Below are 22,330 nucleotides of genomic sequence, written 5' to 3'. Positions count from 1 at the left end.
GCGGGGGCCTGCGAGCTGCGCCGACTTGGCCATGGCGGCGCACCGGCGATGTTAGCCTCAAGTACGTGCTAGGCGCCGGGACCACGCTCAATGATCGCTACGTGCTGACCGGCCGTCTCGGCGGCGGCGGCATGGGCGAGGTCTGGCGTGCCGACGACACGGTTCTCGGGCGCGCGGTGGCGGTCAAGGTGCTCATGCCCGCGCTCACCGAGAACCCCTCCTTCACCCAGCGTTTCCAGAACGAGGCCAGGGCCATGGCCACGCTCCGGCATCCCGGTGTGGTCGACGTCTACGACTACGGCGTCAGCGAGGTCGACGGCCGCCAGGTGAGCTTCCTGGTCATGGAATACGTGGAGGGCGAGTCGCTCGACCACGTGCTGCGGCGCGGAGTGCTCGGCCCGGAGGTCACCATGCGGCTGGTCGCCGAGGTGGGCGACGCGCTGGCCGCCGCCCACGCGCAGGGCATCGTCCACCGCGACGTCAAGCCGGCCAACCTCATGATCAGGCCCGACGGCAGCGTGGCGCTCACCGACTTCGGCATCGCCCACTCCGCCTCCGCGGGGCATCTGACGGCCACGGGCACGATGCTCTGCTCGGCCGGCTACTGCGCCCCCGAGATGGCCACCAGCAGCGACGTGACCCCCGCGGTCGACGTTTACGCCCTGGGCGTGGTGGCGTACGAGTGCCTGACCGGGCAGTTGCCGTTCCGGGGTGACACGCCCGTACAGATCATCTTCAAGCACCTCAACTCCCCCGTCCCGCGCCTGCCCGCCGACGTGCCGGCCGGGCCGCGGCAGGTGGTGGAGCGGGCGCTGGAGAAGACGCCCGAGGTGCGCTGGCCGTCGGCCGCGCTGATGGCCGAGGCCGCGCGCAGGGCGCTGACCTCTCCCACCACGCTGCCCGTGCCGCGCCGCCGCCGCCCGGTGCGGGCGGTGCTCACCATCACCGCCGCCGTGGCGGTGTCCGCGGCGGTGGCGGGATTCATCTGGCTGCGTCCGGTGACGCCCACGACGGTGGGCCGGATGGAGCCGCCGACCGTCACCGCCACGGCCATGGCGACCTCGCCGTCGCCTTCGGCCACCACGAAGCAGCCGGTGCCGCCGGCCAAGCGCACCTCCAACCCCAGGCCCTCCCGCTCCACCACGGCGTTGCCGACGCCCACCCCGACGGTCACTGCCACCGAGACCGAGACCGAGACCCCGACCGTCTCGCCGACCACTCCCCAGCCCGAGCCGACCGAGGAGCCCACGACCGAGGTCCCCGAGGAGCCGACGTCTGAGCCCACGATCTCCCGGCCGCCGCCTCCGGGCGAGATCCAGTGCGTCCGGGCCCCGTGCCCGTGACAGGCCTGCAGCGCCGGCGTCCTTAGCGGCTCGCCGAACGTGAGAAAGTCTTCGCGTGGACTCGACTCGTGACCTTTTTGTCGCCCTTGCCCGCCGTTATGCCTTCGCCGACCTCGGTGCGCTGGCACCCGCAGCCGACATCGCCGAGGTGTGCGAGTTCGGTCAACGGCTGCTCTCGCTCGACGCCGAGGACTTCGCGGCCGAGGCCCGGGTGGTGCCCGCCGACCTGCGGCGGCGCGCGCGAGCCTGTCACATGCCGCAGACCCCGCGCGAGCAGCCGCGCGGAGCGCTGGAGTCCCTGCGGCCCGCGTACGAGCTGCTGCTCGAGGTGATCTCCGTACGGTGGCACAGGCGCGAGCTGAGCCCGATGATCGCCGCGGTGCACATCGCCAGCGAATACCTGCCGCTGCTGGCCTTCGAGCCGCAACTCGGCCACGCGGGCGACCCCGCGCGCTGGCCCGAGGCGCTGAGCGTGGCGGGCAGCAGGTTCGGCGTGATCGGCGACCGGGAGTGCGACCACACGAAGTCCGAGCAGTCGGCCACCAACCGGACGCTGCGGGTGTCGGCCGAGCCGGGCGAGGGCTGGCGAGCCTACTTCGACCGCCAGCACAGCCAGGTCGCCGGCGCGCTCGCCGTGTGCGTCGCCACCTGCCGCAACCCGTGCACGGCCATGGACTGGATCGAGCCGGAGCCGCGGGCCGAGCTCCAGCTGCGCGCCCGCACGGCCCTGGCCTTCGCCGAGACCCCGCTCGTCCGGCTGCGCCACGCGGCGCCGGTGGGGCACGGATTCGGGGTGCCGTCGCCGGAGGAGGTGCTCGACGCGTGGGAGCGCAGCCGGGCCGGGCTCGACAAGAACGCCATCGGATCGGCGGCGCTGAAGGACGACGGGTTCCCGCTGCCGGGGCTGCCCGCGCTGTTCTCGGCCGTCGCCGACGCCCCGATCGAGCCGGCGACCCTGCTCGACGGGGTCAGCCGGCACATCGTCAGCCTCCTCGAACGCGGCTGAAGCCCCGGCCGTGGGTCAGTGGCGGGCCGCGGCCTGCTCCGCGAGGGCGGCTATGCCGTACAACAGGCCGCCCACCAGGTCGCCCGCGCTGAAAGAGGTGGCCATCGACATCGCGGTCAGCCGGCAGGCGCTGTCGGGCAGCCGGAGCCGGGCGGTGTCGCCGGTGACGATCTCCAGCGCCCGCCCCACGGGATCCACGAAGATCACCACGGCGCCGGCGGCCTCGTCGCCCAGGGCGGCGTGCAGGCGCTCGGCGAAGTGCCGCCTCGAGCCCTCCGGCCGGCCGATGAACAACCCGAACCGCAGGCCGCTTCGTTGCTCGGCGGCCTGCACGGCCTTCCTGATGTCGTCGGCCTGTGGGGCGGTCAGTCCGCGCATCGTCACCTCACCACCCCGCGGACGCGCCGCCGACGCGCCTGCCCGGCTCGGCCGTCTCGGCGGCGGCCACCCAGTCGTGCTCGGGAACGTCCGCCCAGTGCGCCACCCGGTCAGCCAGCACCAGCGCGGACGTGCTCACCCCGCGCTCGCTCCTTGACGGCCCGCCGACCCACACCGGCCACGATCCCTCCCGGCGCCGTGGCGCCCGGCCAGGCACCATGACCAGCAGGCTGATCAGCACGAACAGCCCCATGGACACCCCGATGAGCAAGAGCAGAATCTCCGCCGCGCTGTTCACACCCTGACCGTAAACCGCTGCGGCGGGTCCGGCCAGACCCGTCACGGGGTGTCCGGCACACAACACATGATCAGTAGGCCCCACGCCACGTTAGGATCTTCAACAGGCCCCTGGGCATCTCTAGAGAAGAACGTAAGACATACCCGGAAAACACGCGTGGAACACGATGAGCTGGGCCATAAAACTATGGACACGGCAACACTAGGAATCGATCGAACCCCCGGGCTACGGTGAGTTACGTGGACTCCGACATCCAGCGAGAAGACGGTCACAACGCGTCACCCATCTGGGTGAGCGACAAGCCAGAAAGCGAGCAGACCGCCGCCGCGAAGCCTTCGGCGCCCACCTCCACATACGCGCCGGTCAAGCGCGTGTCCGTGCGCAGCCTGCTGCAGCAGCCGCGGGTCCGCCGCCTGCGCAACCGCGCGATCCTGGCGGTGGTCGTCGGCCTCGTCGCGGGCTTCCTCGTGGGCGACTGGCGGGCCGGCGTGACCGCGGGCGTGCTCGCGGCCATCGCGGAGGCGATCTATCGGGCGCGATCCAACTCCTCCGTGCCCGCGTGGCGGCGCACGTCCGTGGCCGAGCGTCGCACCGAGGCGCAGCTGCGCAAGCTCGAGCGCAACGGCTACCGCACGCTGCACGCCAGGGCGATCCCGGACAGCGAGGCCCAGATCGACCACCTCGTCGTGGGCCCGACGGGCGTCTACGCGGTCGACTCCGAGAAGTGGGACAAGCGGCTGCCCGTGCGCGTGCAAATGGGCAAGAAGCTCTTCCACGGGCCGTTCGACATGAAGCCCCGCATCAACGAGGCCAAGTGGGAGGCGTCGCAGGCGAGCGAGCTGATCAGCAAGCTGTTCGGCCGCGAGGTCTCGGTCGTGCCCTCCCTTGCCATCTACGGGCCGCAGGTGCCCTGGAAGATCATGACGATCCGCGGCGTGGACGTCTACCAGGGTGACCGCGCCCGCAAGTGGATCACCAAGCGCGAGCGGGCGCTGACCGAGGGCGAGATCGACCGGATCTACGACATCGCCGCCCAGGTGCTCCCGGCCCGCTACGGCGAAGACTGAGCCACCCGGCGGCTTCGCGTTCGGCCGGCGGCCTCTCTCCCATCGCCGCAGGCTGAACGCCCTTCGGAGCGGCCTCTTCGTGCGCCCCGCCCGCTCCTCGTCGTGACGCGGGCGGCCGGCGGCAGTCCGATGCATGGACAGACGTCTCAGTTGCCGGGCGGGTGGCCGTAACATGTGAAGACTTGCTAGCGATGGGAGAAGCGCAATGCCGGCCCTCAGGTCACGTACAGTCACCCACGGCAGGAACATGGTCGGTGCCCGGGCCCTGCTCCGGGCGACCGGCGTAGCCGGGGGCGATTTCGGCAAGCCCATCATCGCGGTGGCCAACAGCTTCACGCAGTTCGTTCCCGGCCATGTGCATCTGCGCGAGGTCGGCGACGTCGTGGCGTCGGCCGTCAGGGAGGCCGGCGGCATCCCCCGCGAGTTCAACACGATCGCGGTCGACGACGGCATCGCGATGGGCCACGGCGGCATGCTCTACTCCCTGCCCTCGCGCGAGCTGATCGCAGACGCCGTCGAATACATGGTCAACGCCCACTGCGCCGACGCGCTGATCTGCGTGTCCAACTGCGACAAGATCACGCCGGGCATGTTGCTGGCGGCGTTCCGGCTGAACATCCCGACGATCTTCGTCTCCGGCGGGCCCATGGAGGCCGGCAAGACGCCGGGCAGGAAGCTCGACCTGATCGACCCGATGATCGCCGCCGCCGACGAGTCCGTCTCCGACGCCGACCTGCTGAAGATGGAAGAGGCCGCCTGCCCGACGTGCGGCTCCTGCTCCGGCATGTTCACCGCCAACTCGATGAACTGCCTGGCCGAGGCGATCGGCCTCGCGCTGCCCGGCAACGGCACGATCCTGGCCACGCACAAGGCCCGCAAGAAGCTGTTCGAGGACGCCGGCCGGCAGCTGGTGGAGATCAGCCGCCGCTACTACGAGGAAGACGACGAGTCGGTGCTGCCGCGCTCGATCGCGACCCGCGAGGCGTTCGAGAACGCCATGACCCTCGACGTGGCGATGGGCGGCTCGACCAACACGATCCTGCACATCCTGGCCGCGGCCCGCGAGGCCGAGGTCGACTTCGGCCTCAAGGAGATCAACGAGCTGTCGCTGCGGGTGCCGTGCCTGTGCAAGGTCGCCCCTGCCACCAGCAAGTTCCACGTCGAGGACGTGCACCGCGCCGGCGGCATCCCGGCCATCCTGGGCGAGCTCGACCGGGCCGGCCTGCTGCACCGCGACGTGTCCACGGTCAACGGCGGCACGCTCGCCGACGTGCTGGCCCGCTGGGACGTGCGCTCGCCGTCGGTCCTGCCGGAGGCCGTGGAGTTGTGGCACGCGGCGCCCGGCAACGTGCGCACGGTCAAGGCCTACTCGCAGGACAACCGCTGGGACTCCCTCGACCTCGACCGGGCCGAGGGGTGCATCCGCGACATGGAGCATTCCTACACCGCCGACGGAGGGCTGGCCGTCCTCTACGGCAACATCTCGCGTGACGGCGCGGTCGTGAAGACCGCAGGGGTCGACGAGTCGATCTGGAAGTTCAGCGGGCCCGCGGTGGTGTTCGAGTCGCAGGAGCAGGCCGTCGAGGGCATCCTGGGCGGGCGCGTCAAGGAGGGCGACGTGGTGGTCATCCGCTACGAAGGCCCCAAGGGCGGGCCCGGCATGCAGGAGATGCTCTACCCGACCTCCTTCCTCAAGGGCAGGGGCCTGGGCAAGGCGTGCGCCCTCGTCACCGACGGGCGCTTCTCCGGCGGCACCTCGGGGTTGTCGATCGGCCACGCCTCGCCAGAGGCGGCCGAGGGCGGCACGATCGCGCTGGTCGAAGACGGCGACATCATCGACATCGACATCCCCAACCGGTCGATGGAGTTGCGGGTGGCCGAGGCGGAGCTGGCGGCCCGGCGCGAGCGGCTGCTGGCCGAGCTGGGTCGCTTCCGCCCGCGCGACCGCGACCGGCCGGTCAGCGTGGCGCTGCAGGCCTACGCGGCGATGACGACGTCCGCGTCCACGGGCGCCTCGCGCGACCTGTCGCAGCTGTCGCGATAAGCGCTGCCCCTGTACGGCAGGCGACCGGGTTCTCGCCTGCCGTACAGGCTCTTCCCTCGCCGCACAGATTTTCGAAAATTGTCAGTGGTCGTCCGTATTCTTGGGGTATGACGACAGTCGTGAAGCACGATACTCGCCCGCTGACGACCGCCGAGATCGCCGCCCTCGCCCTCTCCCTCGCCCACCTCGGAGCGGGCCCGCAGGCCGTCACCGCCAGGCGTGGCCTGCAGCACGCACTCGAGCACCTGGAGCTCGACGACGACGTCATCTCCACCACCCTCGCGACCCTCACCGAGCCGCTGCCCGTCGACGTCGCCTCCCGGGCCAGGCTCATGGCCGACGCCATCACCAGCCGCCTCATGATCCGCCTCCACTACCGCGACGCCTACGGCACCGTCACCGCGCGCGACGTCGAGCCGGTGACCTGCCTGGTCCACCGCGAATACTGGTATCTGGTCGGCGTGTGCAGGATGCGCCGGGCCATCAGGGCGTTCAGGTTCGACCGGATCATCGCGGTCGAGCCCACGCTCACGCCGTCCCGACCGCATCTCGCCGACCGGTTCCTGCCGTTCCAGCGCCGCAAGCGCGCCAGGGCCGCGTAGGAACCTCACCACCGATTCGACCTGTCGTCCCCGGCCGCCGGGCCGGTGGCGGCAGGCCCCGGAGGATCTCGCCGTCCTGCTGGCATGGGCATCCGGGATGCCGGCCGGGCGCGACCGTCGATGCCACCGGGGCGTGACGCTCAGGAGGAGCAGCAGCCTCCGCCGCAACAACCGCCGCCGCCCTGGGGTGCGGCCGCGCCGCCCGTCATGGACACCGTGGACAGCAGCTTCACCGTGTCGTCGTGGCCCTCGGGGCAGGCGGCCGGGTCGTTGGCGGCCGACATGGAGCGGGAGACCTCGAACGTGGAGCCGCAGGCGCGGCAGCGGAAGTCGTATCGCGGCATGCGCCGAGTCTACCTCCGGCCGCCGTGCGGCCACCAAGGGCCGCCGCGCCCGGCCGTCAGTAGGTGAGATGCGCGTAGTCGGACACCGGCTCGTAGCCGATGGCCTGGTAGATGGCGTTGCTCGTCGGGTTGTCGAGGTCGGTGAAGAGCACGACATGGTCGCACCGCTCGGCCAGGCCCGTCTGGCTGGCGAACGCCGTGACGGCGGCGCCGTAGCCGCGCCTGCGGCACGAAGGCGGTGTGTAGACGGGCCCGATGCGGCAGACCCCGCCGGCCGCCGGTGACAACCCGGCGAACGAGACCGGCGCCCCGTCCATCTCCCACACGAACAGCTCGCGGCGCGCCAGCCGCTGCGCCGCCCGCTCGGCCAGGTCGGCCGCGGGCATCGCCACCTCGTCGTGGAACGCGTGATACCAGCTCACCAGCAGCGGGAAGTCGCCCGGGACGGCGACCCTGCCCCGGCCCGGCACGTCGGGCACGGTGAGCGCGCCGAGGCGGTAGAGCCGCTCCGACACCGCCCTGCCGGGCTTCCCGAGCAGCCGGATGGCCTCGGAGGTCAGCTCGACGGGGCCCACGAGCGCGGGCAGCTCGCGGTCGAGCGCCTCGACCAGGGGCGCGACGGCCTCGACGGGCATCGAGAACAGGCCGATGGGATGCGGCGGGGTGCGGAAGACCGCGCCGCGAACCTCGCCGTCCACCGTCCACCAGCCGAAGAGCGGGTCCTTGGCGGGCATGCCCGCACGCAGGTTGGCGAGGACGGTCAGCGGGACGGTGTTGCGCACCGGGTCGCCGAGCAGGAAGGGCTCGGCGACCGCGGCGTATTCCTCAACCTCTGAGGTGAAGGTCCACATGCCTGCTCATGGTGTCAGGACGCGAACCTCCGCATCAAAACCTTTCAGGCCGCGGCCTCGAGGTAGGGCGCCCACTGCGGGTCTCCGACGAGCGAGGCGCCGATGAGCCTCCAGTGGGCGCCCCGTGGCACCGCCGGGCTGACGCGGAGCGTCCACCCCAGCTCCTCCAGGTATTTGTCGGCCTTCCTGTGGTTGCAGGTCGTGCAGGAGGCGACGCAGTTCTCCCAGGTGTGCGTGCCTCCCCTGGACCGCGGGATGACGTGGTCGATGGTCTCGGCCCGCTGCCCGCAGTAGGCGCAGCGGTAGTCGTCGCGTCGCATGAGAGCGGCCCTGGTCAGAGGGATGCGCGACCGGTAGGGAATGCGGACATATCTGCGGAGCCTGATCACCGAAGGCACGTCGAGCGTACGGCTCGCGGAACGCAGCACCGCGCCCCGGCCGTCGCGGTGCACGACGTCGGCCTTCTCCCGCAGCACCAGCACGATGGCCCGGTGCAGCGAGAGGGTGGTCAGCGGCTCGTAGGTGGCGTTGAGCAGCAGGACTTGGCGCATCATCGGGCCTCTCCCTGCTGCGCGCGTATCAAAGGGGACATGCCGCGGCATGTCCCGCCTGTCGGGCCCTCCTGGGGCACTCGTGCTTCCGTCACGTGGACCTCCGCCGGACGGCCCAGCGGATGGTCACCACGGCACCGTCCTGTCACCAAGTCTGGCGTTTGTACCGTGGTCCCCGCCACCCCAAAAGCATCCGGCGGACTGACTAAAGGGACGCACGGTACGTTTTATGCCCGCTCGACCAGCGCTTTACGCATCCCCGTTGGCATAGGGTTCCTGGCATGACGCGAGAGCCGTACCCGACCGCACGACGCGAAGAAACCAGTGACATCCTGCACGGAACACCCGTGCCCGACCCCTATCGGTGGCTCGAGGACCCCGACGGTCCCGAGACCAAGGGATGGCTGCTCGCGCAGGCCGAGCTGTTCGGCCGGGAGCGCGGTCCGCAGCGTTTCAAGAGCCGCATCGCCGAGTTGCTCAGGTCGGGCTCGGTGGGCGTGCCGGCCTGGCGCGGCGGGCGCCACTTCTTCTCGCGCCGCACCCCCGACCAGGAGCACGCCGTCTACTACGTCGTCGAGCCCGACGGCACCGAGCGGGCGCTGATCGACCCCATCGAGATCGACCCCTCCGGTCTGACCACGCTCGACGCGGTGCAGCCCGACAAGGAGGGCCGCCTGCTCGCCTACCAGATCTCGGTGGGGGGCAACGAGGAGTCGGTCCTCTACATCATGGACGTCGCGACGGGAGAGCGCGTCGAGGGGCCCATCGACCGCTGCCGCTACTCCCCCGTCGCCTGGCTGCCCGGCGGGGAGGCGTTCTACTACGTGCGCCGGCTGCCGAGCACCGAGGTGCCGGAGAACGAGACGCAGTTCCACCGCCGCGTCTACCTCCACCGCGTCGGCACCTCCACCGAGGACGACGTGATGATCTTCGGGCAGGGCCTGAAGCTGACCAACTACTACGGCGTCTCCGTCTCGCGTGACGGGCGCTGGCTGCAGGTCTCGGCGCACGAGGGCACCGCGCCGCGCAACGACATCTGGGTGGCCGACCTGACGGAGTCCCCCGCCGACCGGCCCGAGCTGCGGGTGGTGCAGGAGGGCGTGGACGCGCAGTCGGCGCTGGTGTTCGGCCGCGACGGCCGCCTCTACGTCCACACCGACCGCGACGCGCCGCGGGGCAGGGTGTGCCTCGCCGACCCGGCCGCGCCGGGGTTCGAGACCTGGCGCGACCTCGTCCCCGAGGATCCCGAGGCGGTGCTGAGCGACTTCGCGATCCTCGACGACCTCGAACGCCCGGTCATGCTGGTGGGCTGGACCCGCCACGCCATCAGCGAGATCACCGTGCACGACCTCGAGACCGGCGAGCGCGTGGGCGAGGTGCCCGCGCCCGGCCTCGGTTCCATCGGCGGCATCGCCGAGCGCCCCGAGGGCGGCCACGAGGCGTGGTTCGGCTACACCGACAACACCACGCCGCCCACCATCCAGCGCTACGACGCCCGCACCGGCGAGACCACCCTCTGGGCCGCCTCTCCCGGCGCGGTCGAGGTGCCGGAGGTGCGCACCTCGCAGGTCGTCTACCGGTCTCACGACGGCACCGACGTCCGCATGCTGGTCATCTCCCCGGCCGGCGAGGCCTCCGGCCCCCGCCCCACGATCCTCTACGGCTACGGCGGCTTCGGCCTGTCCATGACGCCCGGCTACTCCGCCTCGATCCTGGCCTGGGTGGAGGCGGGCGGCGTCTACGCCATCGCCAACCTGCGGGGCGGCGGTGAGGAGGGCGAAGAGTGGCACCGCGCGGGCATGCTGGCCAACAAGCAGAACGTGTTCGACGACTTCCACGCGGCCGCCGAGCACCTCATCGCCACCGGCGTCACCACGAAGGAGCAGCTCGGCATCTCCGGCGGCTCCAACGGCGGCCTGCTCGTGGGCGCCGCGCTGACGCAGCGGCCCGACCTCTACTCCGCCGTCGTCTGCTCCGCGCCGCTCCTCGACATGATCAGGTACGAGAAGTTCGGGCTCGGCGCCACCTGGAACGTCGAATACGGTTCCGCCGACGACCCCGAGCAGTTCGCCTGGTTGCGGGCCTACTCTCCCTACCACCACGTCAACGAGGGGCTCGCCTATCCCGCGACGCTCTTCACCGTCTTCCAGTCCGACACGCGCGTGCACCCGATGCACGCGTGGAAGATGTGCGCGGCGCTCCAGCACGCCACGACGGGCGGGCGTCCCGTGCTGCTGCGCAACGAGACGGAGGTGGGCCACGGCGCCCGCTCGGTGAGCAGGACGGTCGACCTGTCGGCCGACACGCTCACCTTCCTGGCACGGCACACCGGCTTGTAACCTCGGCAGCATGAACGCGTTGGGGCCGGCCATGCTCGAGGCCGCCCCCAGTGCCCTCCTGCGCCCCTACGTGACGCGTCTGTGCGCCTACAGCGAGCGATACGCCGAGCCGGTGACCAGGTCAGAGACGGCGATGCCGGGGGCCGTGCTGATCCTCGCCTTCGGCACGCCGATGGAGGTGCAGGGGCAGCGGGTCTCTGCGTTCGCGGGCGGGCTCGGCGACCGCTTCACCGTCACGCGCACGATGGGGCCGACGGAGGGTGTGGAGGTGTTCCTCACGCCGTTCGGGGCGCGCCGGCTCTTCGGCCTGCCGATGCGGCACCTGACCAACCGGGTCGTGCCGGTCGGCGACCTGCCAGGGGCGTGGGAGGACACGGTGGTCGGCAGGCTGGCCGGGACGCCGTCATGGCGTGCCCGGCTGGCGCTGGCCGACCGGCTCCTGTGCGAGCGCATCCTGTCCGGCCCTGAGGTCGGTCCTGAGCTGCCGTGGGCGTGGGCCCGGCTGCTGGAGTCGGGAGGCCGCCTGAGCGCGTCGTCGCTGGCCGAGTCGCTCGGCTGGAGCCATCGCCATCTCGTCGCCCGTTTCCACGACCAGATCGGGCTCACGCCGAAGACGGCCGCGCGGGTGATCAGGTTCGGCAGGGCGGCGCGGCTGGTGCGGGCGGGCACCCCCATCGCGCTGGCGGCGGCGGAGTGCGGCTATTACGACCAGGCCCACATGAACCGTGAGTTCCGGGTGCTGGGCGACACGACGCCCGGTCAGATTCGTCCAAGACCCGAGCCGCCGGAGCGGGCACGCTCAGACGCATGAGCAGAACCGTCTACGCACTGGCCAGATACCACGACTGCCAGGCCGCGCTCGACTTCCTGATCACCGCGTTCGGGTTCAGGGTGCACGAGGTGGCCAAGAACGACGAGGGCGCCGTCAACCACGCCGAACTGATCGTCGGGGACGACATCCTCATGATCGGCCAAGGTGAGCCCGGCGGGCCGGGGATCTACGTCGCGGCCGACGACGTCGACGCCCACCACGACCGCGCGAGGGCCGCGGGGGCCCGCATCACGATGGACCTCGTGGACCAGCCGTACGGGTCACGCGAGTACGGCTGCGCGGACCCGGAGGGCAACGCCTGGTACTTCGGGACGTACCGGCCCTGACGGGTTCATGCCGGGCTCCTGTCGGGTTTCTGACGGGTTTCTGACGGGTTTCTGTCGGTGGCGCCTGCCACGATCCGGGGGCATGACCAACGATCCGCTCGCCCCCTACCGCTGGCTCCAGGCCGCCGACGGCGACCCGGGCAACCCCCTGGGCGACATCTTCTGCGTGTCCTTCTTCCGCGGCCTCGGCCCCGCCGAGGTGCTGCGCCGCTTCGGCCCGGCCGAGCCGCCGGGCAGGGAGATGGGCTTCGCCGAGTTGGACGAGCAGGTCCACGCGTTCGTCGAGGAGACCGCCGGGGGTGACGGCGGCGGTCACGTCGGCGTGGTCCCGCTCGGCGAGTGGTCCGTCGCGATCGAGCTGTGGGGCTGGACGGCGACGTCGCCGGAGGTCATCGAGCCGCTCTCGCGGGGTTGTGAGGTGGTGACCGTCAGCAGGCACGACTACGCGGAGGACGATTTCAGCTACGCGATCGACGGCGCCGTCGTCACCACCTTCCGGCCCATCATGCCCAGCGAGCGGCACGGCGATGACAAGGACCGGCTCAACGAGCTGATGCGCGAGGTGGGACTGACCCCCGAGGAGGATGACGACGGGTGGGAGGCGCGGTGGGAGGACATGTCGGCCAACGGCCTGGCCCGGGCGTTCCTGCTGGCGGCCCGGATCACCGGGGTGGAGTTCACCGCCGGCCTGTTGTCAGGCCCCCTGCTCGTCGGCGCCATCGGCGAGCTCTAGAAGAGCTCAGCGGGGGAAGACGACCGTCTTGTGCCCGTCGAGCAGCACGCGCTGCTCCGCGTGCCACGTGACGGCCCTGGCCAGCGCCACGCACTCCACGTCACGCCCGATGGCCGCGAGGTCCTCGGGCGAGTGACTGTGGTTGACCCTGGCCACCTCCTGCTCGATGATCGGCCCCTCGTCGAGGTCGGAGGTCACGTAGTGGGCGGTCGCGCCGATCAGCTTGACCCCGCGGTCGTGGGCCTGGCGATAGGGCCTGGCGCCCTTGAACGACGGCAGGAACGAGTGGTGGATGTTGATGGCCCGGCCCGCGAGCTTCTCGCAGAGCTCCTCCGACAACACCTGCATGTAGCGGGCCAGCACCACCATGTCGACCTGATAGTGCTCGACCAGCGCCAGCACCTCGGCCTCCTGCCTGGCCTTGGTCTCGGGCGTGATCGGCAGGTGGTGATAGTCGATGCCGTGCGCCTGGGTGAGCGGGCGCAGGTCGGGATGGTTGGAGGCCACCGCGACGATCTCGATGTCGAGCGACTTGGCCCGCACCCGGTAGAGCAGGTCGTTCAGGCAGTGGTCGAACTTGCTGACCATGATCAGCACCCGCGGCCTCACCGCCACGTCGCGCAGCCTGAACTCCATGCCGAAGTCGGGCGCGAGCTCGGCGAAGGCGCTGGTGATCTCGTCCTCCCCCAGCGGGCCCGCGAACTGCACGCGCATGAAGAACCGCTGGGCGGCCCTGTCCCCGAACTGCTGGCTCTCGATGATGGTGCAACCGCGCCCGGCCAGCAGGCCGGAGACGGCGGCCACCACACCGGGCCGGTCGGGACACGACAATGTCAGGATGTATTCGGCGGGATCGGTCATGCTTCACTCTCGCGGGCGTGGGGTCAGCGGGCGCCTTGCGGTCGGTGCAGGCAGCGTACAACCGTGGCGGCCACGTCCGAGAGTACCTGCCGCCGATGTGCGGTCGGGGGCGGCGAAGTATCCGGTCACAGGCAGGTGAGCAGGGGTTGACCCCACAACCTTCAGCCGGGGCGAACACCCTGATAACTGGATCTTCATCCATCTTCCACACGAACACGGGTAGTTCGTCGTCATCAGGAAAGACTGTATCCGGGGGTCACGGGGCAGTCGTCTTTCCGCCATGAGTGCCGTGAGTGGATCGAGGTGGCCCCGCCCGGGCAGGGCGGGCCGGGATGGAGCGCTTGCCGTTGGACGCCGTCGTGCTGATCGTGGTCGCCGGTCTGTTCGCCGTCGTCTCCGGCGTCAACGACGGCGGCGCCGTCCTGGCGACGGGCCTCAAACTGCCCACGGTGCGTCCCGCGACCGGTGTTCTCGTGCTGGTGCTGATGGTGGCGCTGGTTCCGCTGGTCACGCACAAGGTGGCGCTCACGTTCGTGACCAGGCTGGCCACCTTCGACGAGCCGGGCGGGCGCCTCGCGATGACGTGCGCGGTGGTCTCGGCGCTCATCGTGGTGACCGTACTCAGCGCGAAGGGCCGGCCGACCAGCCTCACACTCGCCGTCGTGGGCGGTCTCACCGGCGCGGGGCTGGGCTGGGGGCTACCGGTCTCGGCCGGGTCGGTGGGGCTGGTGCTGGCGTTCGGGCTGGCGGCTCCCTTCGTGGGGGGCCTGCTGGCCTGGGCTCTCATCCGGGTCCTGGTCTCGGTGACCACGGCGCGCGCGCTGCCGCGCTGGCACTGGGCGGGCTTCCTGCTCCAGACCCTCGCGTACGCGGCCAACGACGGCCAGAAGATGCTGGCCGTGTTCATGATCGCGATGGGCTTCACGGACGCGCCGCCGGCGTACACGTCGCTGGTGGCCGTCCTGTTCGGCCTCGGCACCCTGTACGGCCTGCCGAAGGCGGGCCGTACGCTCGGCCGCGAGATCATCGTTTCCCGGCCCCCGCACGGAGTCGTGGCCGAGCTGGCCGCCGGCACGGCGGTGATCGCCTCCGCGGGCGTCGGCATGCCCGTGAGCATGACCCAGTCCATCGCCGGCGGGCTCATCGGCGCGGGCGTCGCGCAGGGCGGCGGCCGGGTCCGCTGGTACGCCGCCGTCAAGATCGTTGTGGCCTGGGTGCTGACCCTGCCGGCGAGCGGGCTGCTCGGCTGGGCACTGGCGTCGATGGTGAAGGGGATCGCGAGCGTGGAACTGTCATGAAAGGGAGGACGAGCGGTGGAGCGCCGTTGCGCATCGAAGGCGGCCGGGTCGTGAAGCGGCTGCGGCGGATCCGCGACCTCATGACCGGCCGTATGGACAGCGCGCTCACGGAGGCGCTGCTCGGGCAGCTCGAAGCCACCAAGGAGGGCGCGTGGCTGGCCATGGCCATGATCGGCGGTGAGGTGGGCAGGACGGGCGCGCATGAGCAGATGCGCTCGATCGAGCACCTCGGCGACGAGGAACGGGCCCGGCTCGTCGACGAGCTCAAGACGGCCCTGGTCACGCCCATCGACCGCGAGGACCTGTTCAGGCTGTCGCGCTCGATCGACGACGTGCTCGACTCGCTGCGGGACTTCGTGCGCGAGTCCCATCTCTACCGGGTGCCCGACCAGATCCGCTTCACCCCCCTGCTCGACCAGGTCATCGTCGGCATCGACGCCCTGGAGAACGCCGTCCGCGACCTCGCCTCCCGGCCCTCCGCGGTGGTGCAGGACGCGCTGGAGGCGAAGAAGGCGGGTGGGGCCATCCGGCGCATGTACCAGTACGAGATCTCGCGGATCTTCTCGGGGGAGCTCACCGCGGACGCGATGAAGCAGCGCGAGCTGGTGCGCCGCCTTGAGATCGTGGGCGTGTCCATCGGCGACGCCGCCGACGCGATCGCCGACGGCGCGATGAAGCGCTGAAGCGCCGCCCTTGGCGAAGACCGGCATTGATCTTCCCGCGGTTGGTTGCCCGGCCCGGCGCCGCCGGGCTCCACTGTGAACATGCCCGCCGTACGGCCTCGCGTGGCGGTCGACCGTCTTCCGGCGGACGACCGCCTCCTTGCCGGCGTGCTCGGACCGTACGTCGAGTGGGTGCCCAGCCGGACGGCCGGGGAGATCGGCGTGGACGGCCGCGTCACCGACAGCGGCGGCCCGGGAGGCGGCCCGGGAGGCGGCAGGGCGCTGCCGCTGCTCGTGGCCGGCGACGACGCGCGGGCGCTGGCGGCCTTCGCGGAGCGGATCTTCGCGCACGCCAGGCTGCGTACGTTGCTGGGCGGCGACTGGAGGCCGCGCGACCTGGTCGAGTTCCACACCCGGCACAAGATGCAGGTGCTCGCCCACGACCCCGCGCGATACCGCCAGGCCGGGCGCGTGGTGGCCGGGGCCGGCGCCCGCCCGCTCGGCGAGGTGGCCGGCGAGTACGCCGAAGCGTTCCGGCGGGCACTCGCCACCCCCGCCACGGTCGGCAAGAACGTCAACGTGCTGCAGCACTGTCTCGGCATGCTCGGTCTCGACCCGGCCAGGCGGGACGAGGCGCTGGCCGCCATCGAGGCCTACCAGGCGGGCCGGGCGCCGTTGAGCCACCCCGCGACGCTGTTGCGCCGGCGGGCCACCGGTTACGTGCGCGGCCAGACGTACTTCGCGCCCTACCCCGACGGCCTGCGGGACGCCCTGGGTAGTCTCTCTCCGGATGAATGCCCCACAGGAGAGCGTGAGTGACCGTCCCGCGGCGCGTGTCGTCTGTCTCGACCGTGACGGCCGGGTGCTGCTCATGCACTGGTACGACCCGGTCGGCCGGGTGGACGTCTGGGAGCCGCCGGGCGGCGGCATCGACCCCGGAGAGACGGCGCTGGAGGCGGCCAGGCGCGAGCTGACCGAGGAGACCGGGCTGCCGGCCTCGGCCGTGTCCGGCAGGTGCGTCGAGGTCGGACGCGACTTCTCGTGGCTCGGAGTCCGGTACGTGAAGACGGAGCCGTTCTTCCTGGCGGTGTTCGACGAGGTCCGTCCCGTGGTGGTCCCCAAGGCGCTGACGGAGGAGGAGCACCACGTCTTCCGCGGCTACGCCTGGGCCGAGGAGTTGCCCGCGGGGGTCGAGCCTCCCCTGCTGGCCGAGGTCGTGGCGGCGCTCACGGCAGATCCACGGTGACGCCCGCGGACGCGACCTCGATCGGGCCGTCGTAGGACGTGGCGGCCGCCTCCAGCGCGGGCTCGGGCGGGGTGTCGGGCCACAGGTGGGTGAGCAGCAGCCGGGCCGCGCCGGCCGACGCCGCGGTGCGGCCCGCGTCGAGGGCGCTGGATAGGTAGGGCGCATCCTCATCCGGCACCTGTTCCGGATATGTCGCCTCTGCCACGAGCAGGTCCGCATCCTTCGCCAACGCCATTAAGGAGCCGGACGGACCCGTGTCGCCGGTGTAGGCGATCACCCGGCCGCCGCCGCTCAGCCGCAGCCCCGCGTTGGGCACGTGGTGCGGCAGGTCGAAGGAGTCGAGACGGAAGGGTCCGAGGCGCCGCGGAACGCCGGGCGCCAGCTCGTGCACCACGAAGCTGCCGGCCAGCATGCGCCCGCCGTCCAGCGCCAGAACGGCGTCGAGCGCGCCCGGCGGAGCGTGGACGGGCAGCGGGGGAACGGGCCGCCCGGCGAGCGCGCGGGCGCGCAGCAGCGGGTTGAGGTCGGCGCAGTGGTCGGGGTGGCCGTGCGTGATCAGCACCGCGTCGACCTCGCCGGCCTGCCGACGCTCCAGCAGCCTGGGCAGCGTGGCGTAGCCGGGGTCGACGTAGATCAGGAAGCCCTCCTCCTCGACGACGTACCCGCTGCACGCCTGACCCGCCGCCGGCCAGGCGCCGCATCCGCCGAGAACCGTGAACCTCACGCGTCGCCACCCGACGAGTGGCCCAGCTCCGCCAGCGTCGCCGCCAGCAGCCCGCGCAGCCGCATGCCGGCCACCTTCTCGTGCTCGGCTTCCACGGACAGCCCCTGGTTGACCTGCTCCTGGTAGACCGCGCGCTCGCGCGGACCGGTGTAGGGCAGCGCGGTCAGCGCCACGGCAACGGTGGTGCGCGTGCCCCCCCTGGGCAGGACGGTCACGGCGTGCGTGCGCAGGCAGGTCTCGTCGGGGGCGCCGTACCAGCCGCACTTGACCGCGGCCTCCGGCGAGCGCGTCGCCTCGCGCGCTCCGAACGTCTGCGGGCCCTCCACCTGCCGCATCCATTCCATGACGGTCCCGGCGGCCGGATCGCCGGCCGCCCCGGCCTGGGCGAGCACCGCGTACGCGGTCGCGACCTCGTCGGCGGCGACCTCGACCGAGCCGAACCTGGACGGGTCTCCGTTCGGCGGTGACCAGGCCACGCCCGTGCGCCGGCGGATGTCGTCGAGGATGACCTCGGGGCCGACGGCCAACCACAGGTTGAGCGTGTCGGCGTTCGACGAGATGACCACGGCGGGCTCGGCGTGGCGGCGCCACCGCTCGGTGTCGGTGACGCGGCCCGCGCTCACCCACGCGTACAGCGGCTTGAGCAGGGAGGCGCAGCGCAGGCGGGCCATGCCCGACCGGATGTTCACCTGGCGGGCGGGCGGCCCGCCGTAGCCGCGTCTGATGCCCGCGGCCTGGACGCTGGCGCCGGCATCGAGGTCACGGAGCAACTCGTTGAACGACACGCACCCCACCGTAGACCTACGGCGCGCTCCCCCATCGACCTTCGTACCACTCGACGCTCGGCGGGTCTCCTGGCAGCTCGGTGGCGCCGGGCGCGCGCAGGCCGTCGAGCGCGATGGCCAGCAGGCGGTCCCTGACCTTGCGATGCTCGTCGTCGGGCGGGCCTGGAGCCGGGCGGCTGAACTGCTCCATGAGCAGCGAGACGTCCAGCGCCGTCACGTCGCTCCTGAGCACGCCCGCCTCGTGCGCCCTGGCGACGAGCCGGTCGGCGGTCTCCTCCGCCAGCCTGGCCACCCGCCACATCTCGGCGGTCACCTCGATGGTGCCCGCGACCGGGGCCAGCGCGCCGGAGCGGAACTCCACGCACGTGCGCACGTACAGGACCAGGCCGTCCCACGGGTCGGCCTCGGCCAGCCCGTCCTGCGCGGCCGCCACGGCACGCTCCATGGCGATCAGGCACAGGCGCTGGAGCAGCTCCTCCTTGGTGCGGTAGCGGCGGTAGAGGCTGCCCATGCCCACGCCCGCCTGCTTGGCGATGGCCGACACCGGAGCGTCGAACCCCTGTGTGGTGAACACCTCGTGCGCCGCCCGCAACAGGCGCAGATCGTTGCGCGCCGCCTCGGCCTGCCGGCCGCGTCTGCTCATGGCGTCCAGGATATTCCGGAGCGCACCACTCCGTTACACTGATCGGAGCGAATCGCTCCGATCAAGGGAGGTTGTGGCATGCGCGCGGTGGTGGTGCGGCGGTGCGGAGGGCCGGAGGCGCTGGTCCTGGAGGAAATGCCCGACCCTGTCGCCGGGCCGGGACAGGTGCTGATCAAGGTCATGGTGGCGGGCATCACGTTCGTGGAGACGCAGGTGCGGGGCGGTCGCGGGCCGCGGGCGGCCGAGCTGCCCGCGATCCTGGGCAACGGCGTGGCGGGCACCGTGCAGGCCACGGGCGATGGCGTCGACCCCGCGCTGGCCGGCACGCGGGTGGTGAGCACGCTCGGCGGTTACGGAGGCTACGCGGAGCTGGCGGTGGCCCGAGCCGGCGACCTCATCCCCATCCCGGAGGGCCTGTCGCCCGAGGCGGCGGTGGCGCTGCTCGCCGACGGGCGCACCGCGCTGGGCCTGGCGACCGCCGCAGCGCCCCGCCCCGGCGAGTGGGTGCTGGTGGAGGCCGCGGGCGGTGGCGTGGGGAGCCTGCTCGTGCAGCTCGCCCGCGATGCCGGAGCCCGCGTCGTCGGCGCCGCGAGCAGCGCCGCCAAGCGCGACCTCGCGGCCGGCCTGGGAGCCGAGCTGACCGTCGACTACACCGACCCGGGCTGGACGGAGCTGGTCCGAGCGGCCACCGGCGGGCTGGACGTGGTCTTCGACGGCGTCGGCGGCGAGACCGGCGCGGCCGCGCAGGGGCTGCTCAAGGACGGTGGCAGGATCAGCGTGTACGGCATGGCGGGCGGCCCGATGACGAAGCCCGACCCCCGCGTGACGGCGGTCGCCTGGCCCGCGACGGACATGCGCGAGCTGGCCCGGCAGGCGCTCGCGCTGGCCGCCGCCGGGCGCCTGCGGCCCACCATCGGTGCGACGTTCCCCCTGGAGTCGGCCGCCGCGGCGCACGCCGCCATCGAGGCGCGCGGCGTAACCGGCAAGACCCTGCTCCGCATCTGAGCGCCACCGGCCCCGAACCCCGCACGCGGCCGCGGGACGGGTCAAGCGCCGGACCGCACCACCGCCACGGCCAGCGCCACGGGCACGAGGGCGACCACCGCCAGCACGGCGGCCACCCGCCACCGCCGTGCCACCCCCCTCTCCGTCACGAACGCCCCCACGGCCCCCGCCCCGCCGAAGGCCAGCGCGGCCGCCACGACGTGCGCGAACGACGACGTCCACGAGGGCAGTGACTCTCCGGCCAGCCGGAAGGCCACCAGCACGCCGGCCGCCGCCAGCGCAACCCGGCGCCCGGGCCGCACGCCGACCCGCTCAAGCGCGCGGGCCGACCAGGCGAGCAGGCCCAGCGAGATCAGGACGACGACCCCGATGGCCGGCACCAGGCACCCCCAGTCGTCACAGCCGACACCCGCCCACGCCAGGCGTACGGTGGCCCACCACAACACCCCGAGCGCGGCGCACACCGCGGCAGCCCGCCCCACACGCCCCGTCATGAGCTCATCGTCCCATCAGGACGGCCGGACGGCCCTGCGCTCGTCCGCCTCCGCTTCGGTGTCGCGCCCCAGAGCCCGCAGGGCGACGGCCCGGTTGGCGTACAGGTCGGGCTGCGGCTGGAGCTCGATGGCCCGCGTCAGGTCCTCGGCCGCGCCCTCCACGTCTCCGTCGGTGAAGCGCAGCACCCCCCGGTTGCCCCAGGCGGCCGCCAGCCGGGGAGCCCGCTCGACGGCCAGGTCCAGCACCACCCTGGCCTCGGCGAGCCGCCCCGCAGCCGTCTCCAGCTGGCCCAGCACCGTGAGCAGGTGCGGGTTGCCCGGCGCCAGCGCGAGGCCGGCCTCGACGTCTCCCCTGGCCTCGTCGTCGCGGCCGGAGGCGGCCAGCAGCCCGGCCCTGTTGATGTAGGCGTCCACATACGCGGGGTCGAGCTCGATCACCCGGCCCAGGTCGGCCAGCGCCCCCTCGACGTCGCCCCGCACGGTACGCAGCTCGGCCCGGTTGTAGTGCGCCTCGGGCAGCGGCGGCCCGGCCCGCATGGCCTGCTCGAAGTCGGCCAGCGCCTCCTCGTGCCGGCCGAGCCCGAACAGCAGGTTCCCCCGCTCCAGGTAGTAGTCGGGGAAGGCCGGGTCCACGGCGATCGCGGCGGCGTAGTCCTCCAGCGCCTCCTTGGTACGCCCGAGCGAGGCCAGCAGCTGGGCCCGGTTGGCCAGCAGCACCATCCGGTGCAGCGGGTGCCGCTCCCCCAGCTCGCCCGCCAGCTCGATGGCCGACTCGACCAGTGACAGCGCGACGTGGAGCCGGCCGTGCCGCAGCTCGATCAGCGCCAGGCCGTTGCGGTCGAAGCCGAGCTTGAACGCCCGCTCCAGGGGGTCGGGCAGGAGCGTGGAGATGGCGATCGCCTCGTTGACCCACCTCCTGGCCCTGACCAGGTCGCGGCGGGCGGGGTCACGGTGGCGGGCGTCGAGCATGGCGGTGCCGTACGCGCCGGCGGCGTGCATCGCCGGATCCTGGCTGACCTCGCGAACCCGCTCCCACACCGCGAGGGCGTCGGCGGCGCGGTCGAGCCCGGCCAGGGCGGTCGCCGTACGCTGGGCGAAGCGCCACCAGAGCGCGCTGCCCGGCTCGGTGCGGGACATGCCGAGCTCGCCCAGCTCGGCGACGGCGTGCAGGAAACCCTCCCGCACGCACCGGTCCACCACGGCCCGCAGCTCGTCGGCGTCGCGGTCGTCGGGCGGGTGCGGCGGCCCGCCGGAGAACACCGTGATCTCCAGCAGGGCCGGCGAGATCCGCCGCATCATGACCTCGAGCAGCTCGACGTCCGTGGCATCGGCTTCGGCGGCGTTGCTCACCACGAGCGCCCGCCCGGGAGGCACGGCGGCGCGGAAGAACTCCGTGAGCCCGTTGGCCAGCCGCAGCGTGCGCCGGGGCGCGGGCACGAGGATCCGTTCCTCCTCGGACAGCTCCGCGTCGATCGTCACTCGCACGGCAGGCACGATCCCGGCCAGCTCGGGCGCGGCTGCCCTGATCTCGATGTCGTACGCCGCCACGAGGTCGCTGGAGCGTTCCAGAACGGCCGGCACCAGGTGCCGCAACAACGCGGCGGCGACGGTGTACGGGCCACGCGGCCGCCGGTGCCCGTCGATCACCGGCATCAGCAGTCGCGCGAGCCCTGTCCGGACATAGGGTTCGCCCGGAATCCTGTGGTGGGACCTCGCGTCGGTCACCCCTTGTGAATGACGCTGGAGGTCCCCGCGAGCCTCACGGTGCCAGGCTTGCGGACGATGATGCGCTTCATGATTGCACCTCTCCACTCGGGGATAATCCCCCATTATTAGGGCACCCCACCGAATATCAAGGTTCAGGCAGAATTAGTGGTGGATTAACGGATAACAAGCAC

25 protein-coding genes are annotated in these 22,330 nt (G+C 72.1%); 14 read left to right on the top strand and 11 right to left on the bottom strand.

Annotation, left to right across the window (positions count from 1 at the left end; genetic code table 11):
• Nucleotides 1-65: 65 nt before the first annotated feature.
• Both ACTWPV_RS42685 and ACTWPV_RS42680 read left to right on the top strand, forming a co-directional pair.
• On the top strand, nt 66-1,343 hold the full coding sequence (locus ACTWPV_RS42685) for a serine/threonine-protein kinase (RefSeq protein ID WP_347649012.1): 1,278 nt from the start codon (nt 66-68) through the stop codon (nt 1,341-1,343).
• Nucleotides 1,344-1,398: 55 nt separating this feature from the next.
• Nucleotides 1,399-2,349: a hypothetical protein gene (locus ACTWPV_RS42680; protein WP_443156149.1), complete on the top strand. Its 951-nt coding sequence runs from the start codon at nt 1,399-1,401 to the stop codon at nt 2,347-2,349.
• Between the two features lie 15 nt (nt 2,350-2,364).
• Here the strand turns inward: ACTWPV_RS42680 and ACTWPV_RS42675 are convergent, their stop codons facing one another.
• Both ACTWPV_RS42675 and ACTWPV_RS42670 read right to left on the bottom strand, forming a co-directional pair.
• On the bottom strand, nt 2,365-2,727 hold the full coding sequence (locus tag ACTWPV_RS42675; protein ID WP_443156155.1) for a DUF5130 family protein: 363 nt from the start codon (nt 2,725-2,727) through the stop codon (nt 2,365-2,367).
• A gap of 7 nt (nt 2,728-2,734) precedes the next feature.
• Entirely contained in the window at nt 2,735-3,025 is a 291-nt protein-coding gene (locus tag ACTWPV_RS42670; RefSeq protein WP_443156148.1) for a hypothetical protein, read from the bottom strand.
• A 239-nt stretch (nt 3,026-3,264) separates the two neighbouring features.
• Here ACTWPV_RS42670 and ACTWPV_RS42665 point away from each other — a divergent pair, with 239 nt between their 5' ends.
• The 3 genes from ACTWPV_RS42665 (at nt 3,265) to ACTWPV_RS42655 (ending at nt 6,738) form a co-directional block, all read left to right on the top strand.
• Complete coding sequence (locus tag ACTWPV_RS42665) at nt 3,265-4,092, top strand: nuclease-related domain-containing protein (RefSeq protein WP_347649015.1); 828 nt, start codon at nt 3,265-3,267, stop codon at nt 4,090-4,092.
• A gap of 205 nt (nt 4,093-4,297) precedes the next feature.
• The gene (gene ilvD / locus ACTWPV_RS42660; RefSeq protein ID WP_347649016.1) at nt 4,298-6,136 is read left to right on the top strand and encodes a dihydroxy-acid dehydratase; all 1,839 of its coding nucleotides are present in this window, start codon (nt 4,298-4,300) and stop codon (nt 6,134-6,136) included.
• Nucleotides 6,137-6,243: 107 nt separating this feature from the next.
• Nucleotides 6,244-6,738 (top strand): helix-turn-helix transcriptional regulator, encoded by a 495-nt coding sequence (locus tag ACTWPV_RS42655; protein ID WP_165974528.1) that lies wholly within the window; start codon nt 6,244-6,246, stop codon nt 6,736-6,738.
• Nucleotides 6,739-6,878: 140 nt separating this feature from the next.
• On the opposite strand, the gene ACTWPV_RS42650 is transcribed toward ACTWPV_RS42655, so the two are convergent.
• Genes ACTWPV_RS42650 through ACTWPV_RS42640 form a run of 3 tightly spaced genes read right to left on the bottom strand, consistent with a single transcriptional unit; the run spans nt 6,879 to nt 8,484 of the window.
• Complete coding sequence (locus ACTWPV_RS42650; protein ID WP_347649017.1) at nt 6,879-7,082, bottom strand: FmdB family zinc ribbon protein; 204 nt, start codon at nt 7,080-7,082, stop codon at nt 6,879-6,881.
• A gap of 56 nt (nt 7,083-7,138) precedes the next feature.
• Nucleotides 7,139-7,933 carry a GNAT family N-acetyltransferase gene (locus ACTWPV_RS42645; RefSeq protein WP_347649018.1) on the bottom strand — a complete coding sequence of 265 codons (795 nt, stop codon included), beginning with the start codon at nt 7,931-7,933 and terminating at the stop codon, nt 7,139-7,141.
• Between the two features lie 44 nt (nt 7,934-7,977).
• Nucleotides 7,978-8,484 (bottom strand): HNH endonuclease, encoded by a 507-nt coding sequence (locus ACTWPV_RS42640; protein ID WP_347623960.1) that lies wholly within the window; start codon nt 8,482-8,484, stop codon nt 7,978-7,980.
• Between the two features lie 281 nt (nt 8,485-8,765).
• On the opposite strand from ACTWPV_RS42640, the gene ACTWPV_RS42635 reads away from it, so the two are divergent.
• From ACTWPV_RS42635 to ACTWPV_RS42620, 4 genes are all read left to right on the top strand, one after another.
• Nucleotides 8,766-10,823 (top strand): prolyl oligopeptidase family serine peptidase, encoded by a 2,058-nt coding sequence (locus tag ACTWPV_RS42635; protein WP_443156147.1) that lies wholly within the window; start codon nt 8,766-8,768, stop codon nt 10,821-10,823.
• A gap of 10 nt (nt 10,824-10,833) precedes the next feature.
• Complete coding sequence (locus ACTWPV_RS42630) at nt 10,834-11,634, top strand: helix-turn-helix domain-containing protein (RefSeq protein ID WP_443156146.1); 801 nt, start codon at nt 10,834-10,836, stop codon at nt 11,632-11,634.
• Nucleotides 11,631-11,981 (top strand): VOC family protein, encoded by a 351-nt coding sequence (locus ACTWPV_RS42625; protein WP_443156145.1) that lies wholly within the window; start codon nt 11,631-11,633, stop codon nt 11,979-11,981. Before ACTWPV_RS42630 ends, ACTWPV_RS42625 begins: the two co-directional genes overlap by 4 nt.
• Before the next feature lie 82 nt (nt 11,982-12,063).
• Nucleotides 12,064-12,714 (top strand): DUF6461 domain-containing protein, encoded by a 651-nt coding sequence (locus ACTWPV_RS42620; RefSeq protein WP_443156144.1) that lies wholly within the window; start codon nt 12,064-12,066, stop codon nt 12,712-12,714.
• A gap of 6 nt (nt 12,715-12,720) precedes the next feature.
• Here ACTWPV_RS42620 and purU read toward each other — a convergent pair whose 3' ends face one another.
• Complete coding sequence (gene purU, locus ACTWPV_RS42615) at nt 12,721-13,575, bottom strand: formyltetrahydrofolate deformylase (protein WP_347649023.1); 855 nt, start codon at nt 13,573-13,575, stop codon at nt 12,721-12,723.
• Nucleotides 13,576-13,916: 341 nt separating this feature from the next.
• Between purU and ACTWPV_RS42610 the strand changes: the two genes are divergently transcribed.
• The 4 genes from ACTWPV_RS42610 (at nt 13,917) to ACTWPV_RS42595 (ending at nt 16,781) form a co-directional block, all read left to right on the top strand.
• Entirely contained in the window at nt 13,917-14,873 is a 957-nt protein-coding gene (locus ACTWPV_RS42610; protein WP_443156143.1) for an inorganic phosphate transporter, read from the top strand.
• 26 nt (nt 14,874-14,899) lie between these two features.
• Nucleotides 14,900-15,556: a DUF47 domain-containing protein gene (locus ACTWPV_RS42605; RefSeq protein WP_347649025.1), complete on the top strand. Its 657-nt coding sequence runs from the start codon at nt 14,900-14,902 to the stop codon at nt 15,554-15,556.
• A gap of 81 nt (nt 15,557-15,637) precedes the next feature.
• Nucleotides 15,638-16,354: a YbgA family protein gene (locus ACTWPV_RS42600; protein ID WP_443156142.1), complete on the top strand. Its 717-nt coding sequence runs from the start codon at nt 15,638-15,640 to the stop codon at nt 16,352-16,354.
• A complete protein-coding gene (locus ACTWPV_RS42595; protein WP_443156141.1) occupies nt 16,347-16,781 on the top strand; it encodes an NUDIX domain-containing protein in 435 nt (144 codons plus the stop codon). Before ACTWPV_RS42600 ends, ACTWPV_RS42595 begins: the two co-directional genes overlap by 8 nt.
• Here the strand turns inward: ACTWPV_RS42595 and ACTWPV_RS42590 are convergent.
• Genes ACTWPV_RS42590 through ACTWPV_RS42580 form a run of 3 tightly spaced genes read right to left on the bottom strand, consistent with a single transcriptional unit; the run spans nt 16,762 to nt 18,933 of the window.
• Nucleotides 16,762-17,505, bottom strand: coding sequence for an MBL fold metallo-hydrolase (locus ACTWPV_RS42590; protein WP_443156140.1), 744 nt, complete (start codon nt 17,503-17,505; stop codon nt 16,762-16,764). The genes ACTWPV_RS42595 and ACTWPV_RS42590 overlap by 20 nt on opposite strands.
• Entirely contained in the window at nt 17,502-18,290 is a 789-nt protein-coding gene (locus ACTWPV_RS42585) for a hypothetical protein (RefSeq protein WP_443156139.1), read from the bottom strand. Before ACTWPV_RS42585 ends, ACTWPV_RS42590 begins: the two co-directional genes overlap by 4 nt.
• 16 nt (nt 18,291-18,306) lie before the next feature.
• Complete coding sequence (locus ACTWPV_RS42580; RefSeq protein WP_347649030.1) at nt 18,307-18,933, bottom strand: TetR/AcrR family transcriptional regulator; 627 nt, start codon at nt 18,931-18,933, stop codon at nt 18,307-18,309.
• Between the two features lie 78 nt (nt 18,934-19,011).
• Here ACTWPV_RS42580 and ACTWPV_RS42575 point away from each other — a divergent pair, with 78 nt between their 5' ends.
• Nucleotides 19,012-19,938, top strand: a complete 927-nt coding sequence (locus ACTWPV_RS42575) for a zinc-binding dehydrogenase (RefSeq protein WP_443156138.1) — start codon at nt 19,012-19,014, stop codon at nt 19,936-19,938.
• A 41-nt stretch (nt 19,939-19,979) separates the two neighbouring features.
• Here ACTWPV_RS42575 and ACTWPV_RS42570 read toward each other — a convergent pair whose 3' ends face one another.
• Together ACTWPV_RS42570 and ACTWPV_RS42565 are read right to left on the bottom strand one after the other, a co-directional pair.
• Nucleotides 19,980-20,432, bottom strand: coding sequence for a hypothetical protein (locus tag ACTWPV_RS42570; RefSeq protein WP_347649032.1), 453 nt, complete (start codon nt 20,430-20,432; stop codon nt 19,980-19,982).
• A gap of 15 nt (nt 20,433-20,447) precedes the next feature.
• On the bottom strand, nt 20,448-22,157 hold the full coding sequence (locus tag ACTWPV_RS42565; protein ID WP_443156137.1) for a tetratricopeptide repeat protein: 1,710 nt from the start codon (nt 22,155-22,157) through the stop codon (nt 20,448-20,450).
• Nucleotides 22,158-22,330 lie beyond the last annotated feature (173 nt).

Origin of the sequence: Nonomuraea sp. KM88 (assembly GCF_052245635.1) — a bacterium.
In the GTDB taxonomy this organism is placed as follows: Bacteria; Actinomycetota; Actinomycetes; order Streptosporangiales; family Streptosporangiaceae; genus Nonomuraea.
This window is presented reverse-complemented; position numbering and strand designations above follow the sequence as displayed.

What these genes read in the sequence shown, in the direction of transcription:
- ACTWPV_RS42675 (WP_443156155.1), bottom strand. Translation starts at nt 2,727, where the DNA reads ATGCGCGGACTGACCGCCCCACAGGCCGACGACATCAGGAAGGCCGTG.
- ilvD (WP_347649016.1), top strand. Translation starts at nt 4,298, where the DNA reads ATGCCGGCCCTCAGGTCACGTACAGTCACCCACGGCAGGAACATGGTC.
- ACTWPV_RS42655 (WP_165974528.1), top strand. Translation starts at nt 6,244, where the DNA reads ATGACGACAGTCGTGAAGCACGATACTCGCCCGCTGACGACCGCCGAG.
- ACTWPV_RS42650 (WP_347649017.1), bottom strand. Translation starts at nt 7,082, where the DNA reads ATGCCGCGATACGACTTCCGCTGCCGCGCCTGCGGCTCCACGTTCGAG.
- ACTWPV_RS42645 (WP_347649018.1), bottom strand. Translation starts at nt 7,933, where the DNA reads ATGTGGACCTTCACCTCAGAGGTTGAGGAATACGCCGCGGTCGCCGAG.
- ACTWPV_RS42640 (WP_347623960.1), bottom strand. Translation starts at nt 8,484, where the DNA reads ATGCGCCAAGTCCTGCTGCTCAACGCCACCTACGAGCCGCTGACCACC.
- ACTWPV_RS42635 (WP_443156147.1), top strand. Translation starts at nt 8,766, where the DNA reads ATGACGCGAGAGCCGTACCCGACCGCACGACGCGAAGAAACCAGTGAC.
- ACTWPV_RS42630 (WP_443156146.1), top strand. Translation starts at nt 10,834, where the DNA reads ATGAACGCGTTGGGGCCGGCCATGCTCGAGGCCGCCCCCAGTGCCCTC.
- ACTWPV_RS42625 (WP_443156145.1), top strand. Translation starts at nt 11,631, where the DNA reads ATGAGCAGAACCGTCTACGCACTGGCCAGATACCACGACTGCCAGGCC.
- ACTWPV_RS42620 (WP_443156144.1), top strand. Translation starts at nt 12,064, where the DNA reads ATGACCAACGATCCGCTCGCCCCCTACCGCTGGCTCCAGGCCGCCGAC.
- purU (WP_347649023.1), bottom strand. Translation starts at nt 13,575, where the DNA reads ATGACCGATCCCGCCGAATACATCCTGACATTGTCGTGTCCCGACCGG.
- ACTWPV_RS42600 (WP_443156142.1), top strand. Translation starts at nt 15,638, where the DNA reads ATGCCCGCCGTACGGCCTCGCGTGGCGGTCGACCGTCTTCCGGCGGAC.
- ACTWPV_RS42580 (WP_347649030.1), bottom strand. Translation starts at nt 18,933, where the DNA reads ATGAGCAGACGCGGCCGGCAGGCCGAGGCGGCGCGCAACGATCTGCGC.
- ACTWPV_RS42575 (WP_443156138.1), top strand. Translation starts at nt 19,012, where the DNA reads ATGCGCGCGGTGGTGGTGCGGCGGTGCGGAGGGCCGGAGGCGCTGGTC.
- ACTWPV_RS42570 (WP_347649032.1), bottom strand. Translation starts at nt 20,432, where the DNA reads ATGACGGGGCGTGTGGGGCGGGCTGCCGCGGTGTGCGCCGCGCTCGGG.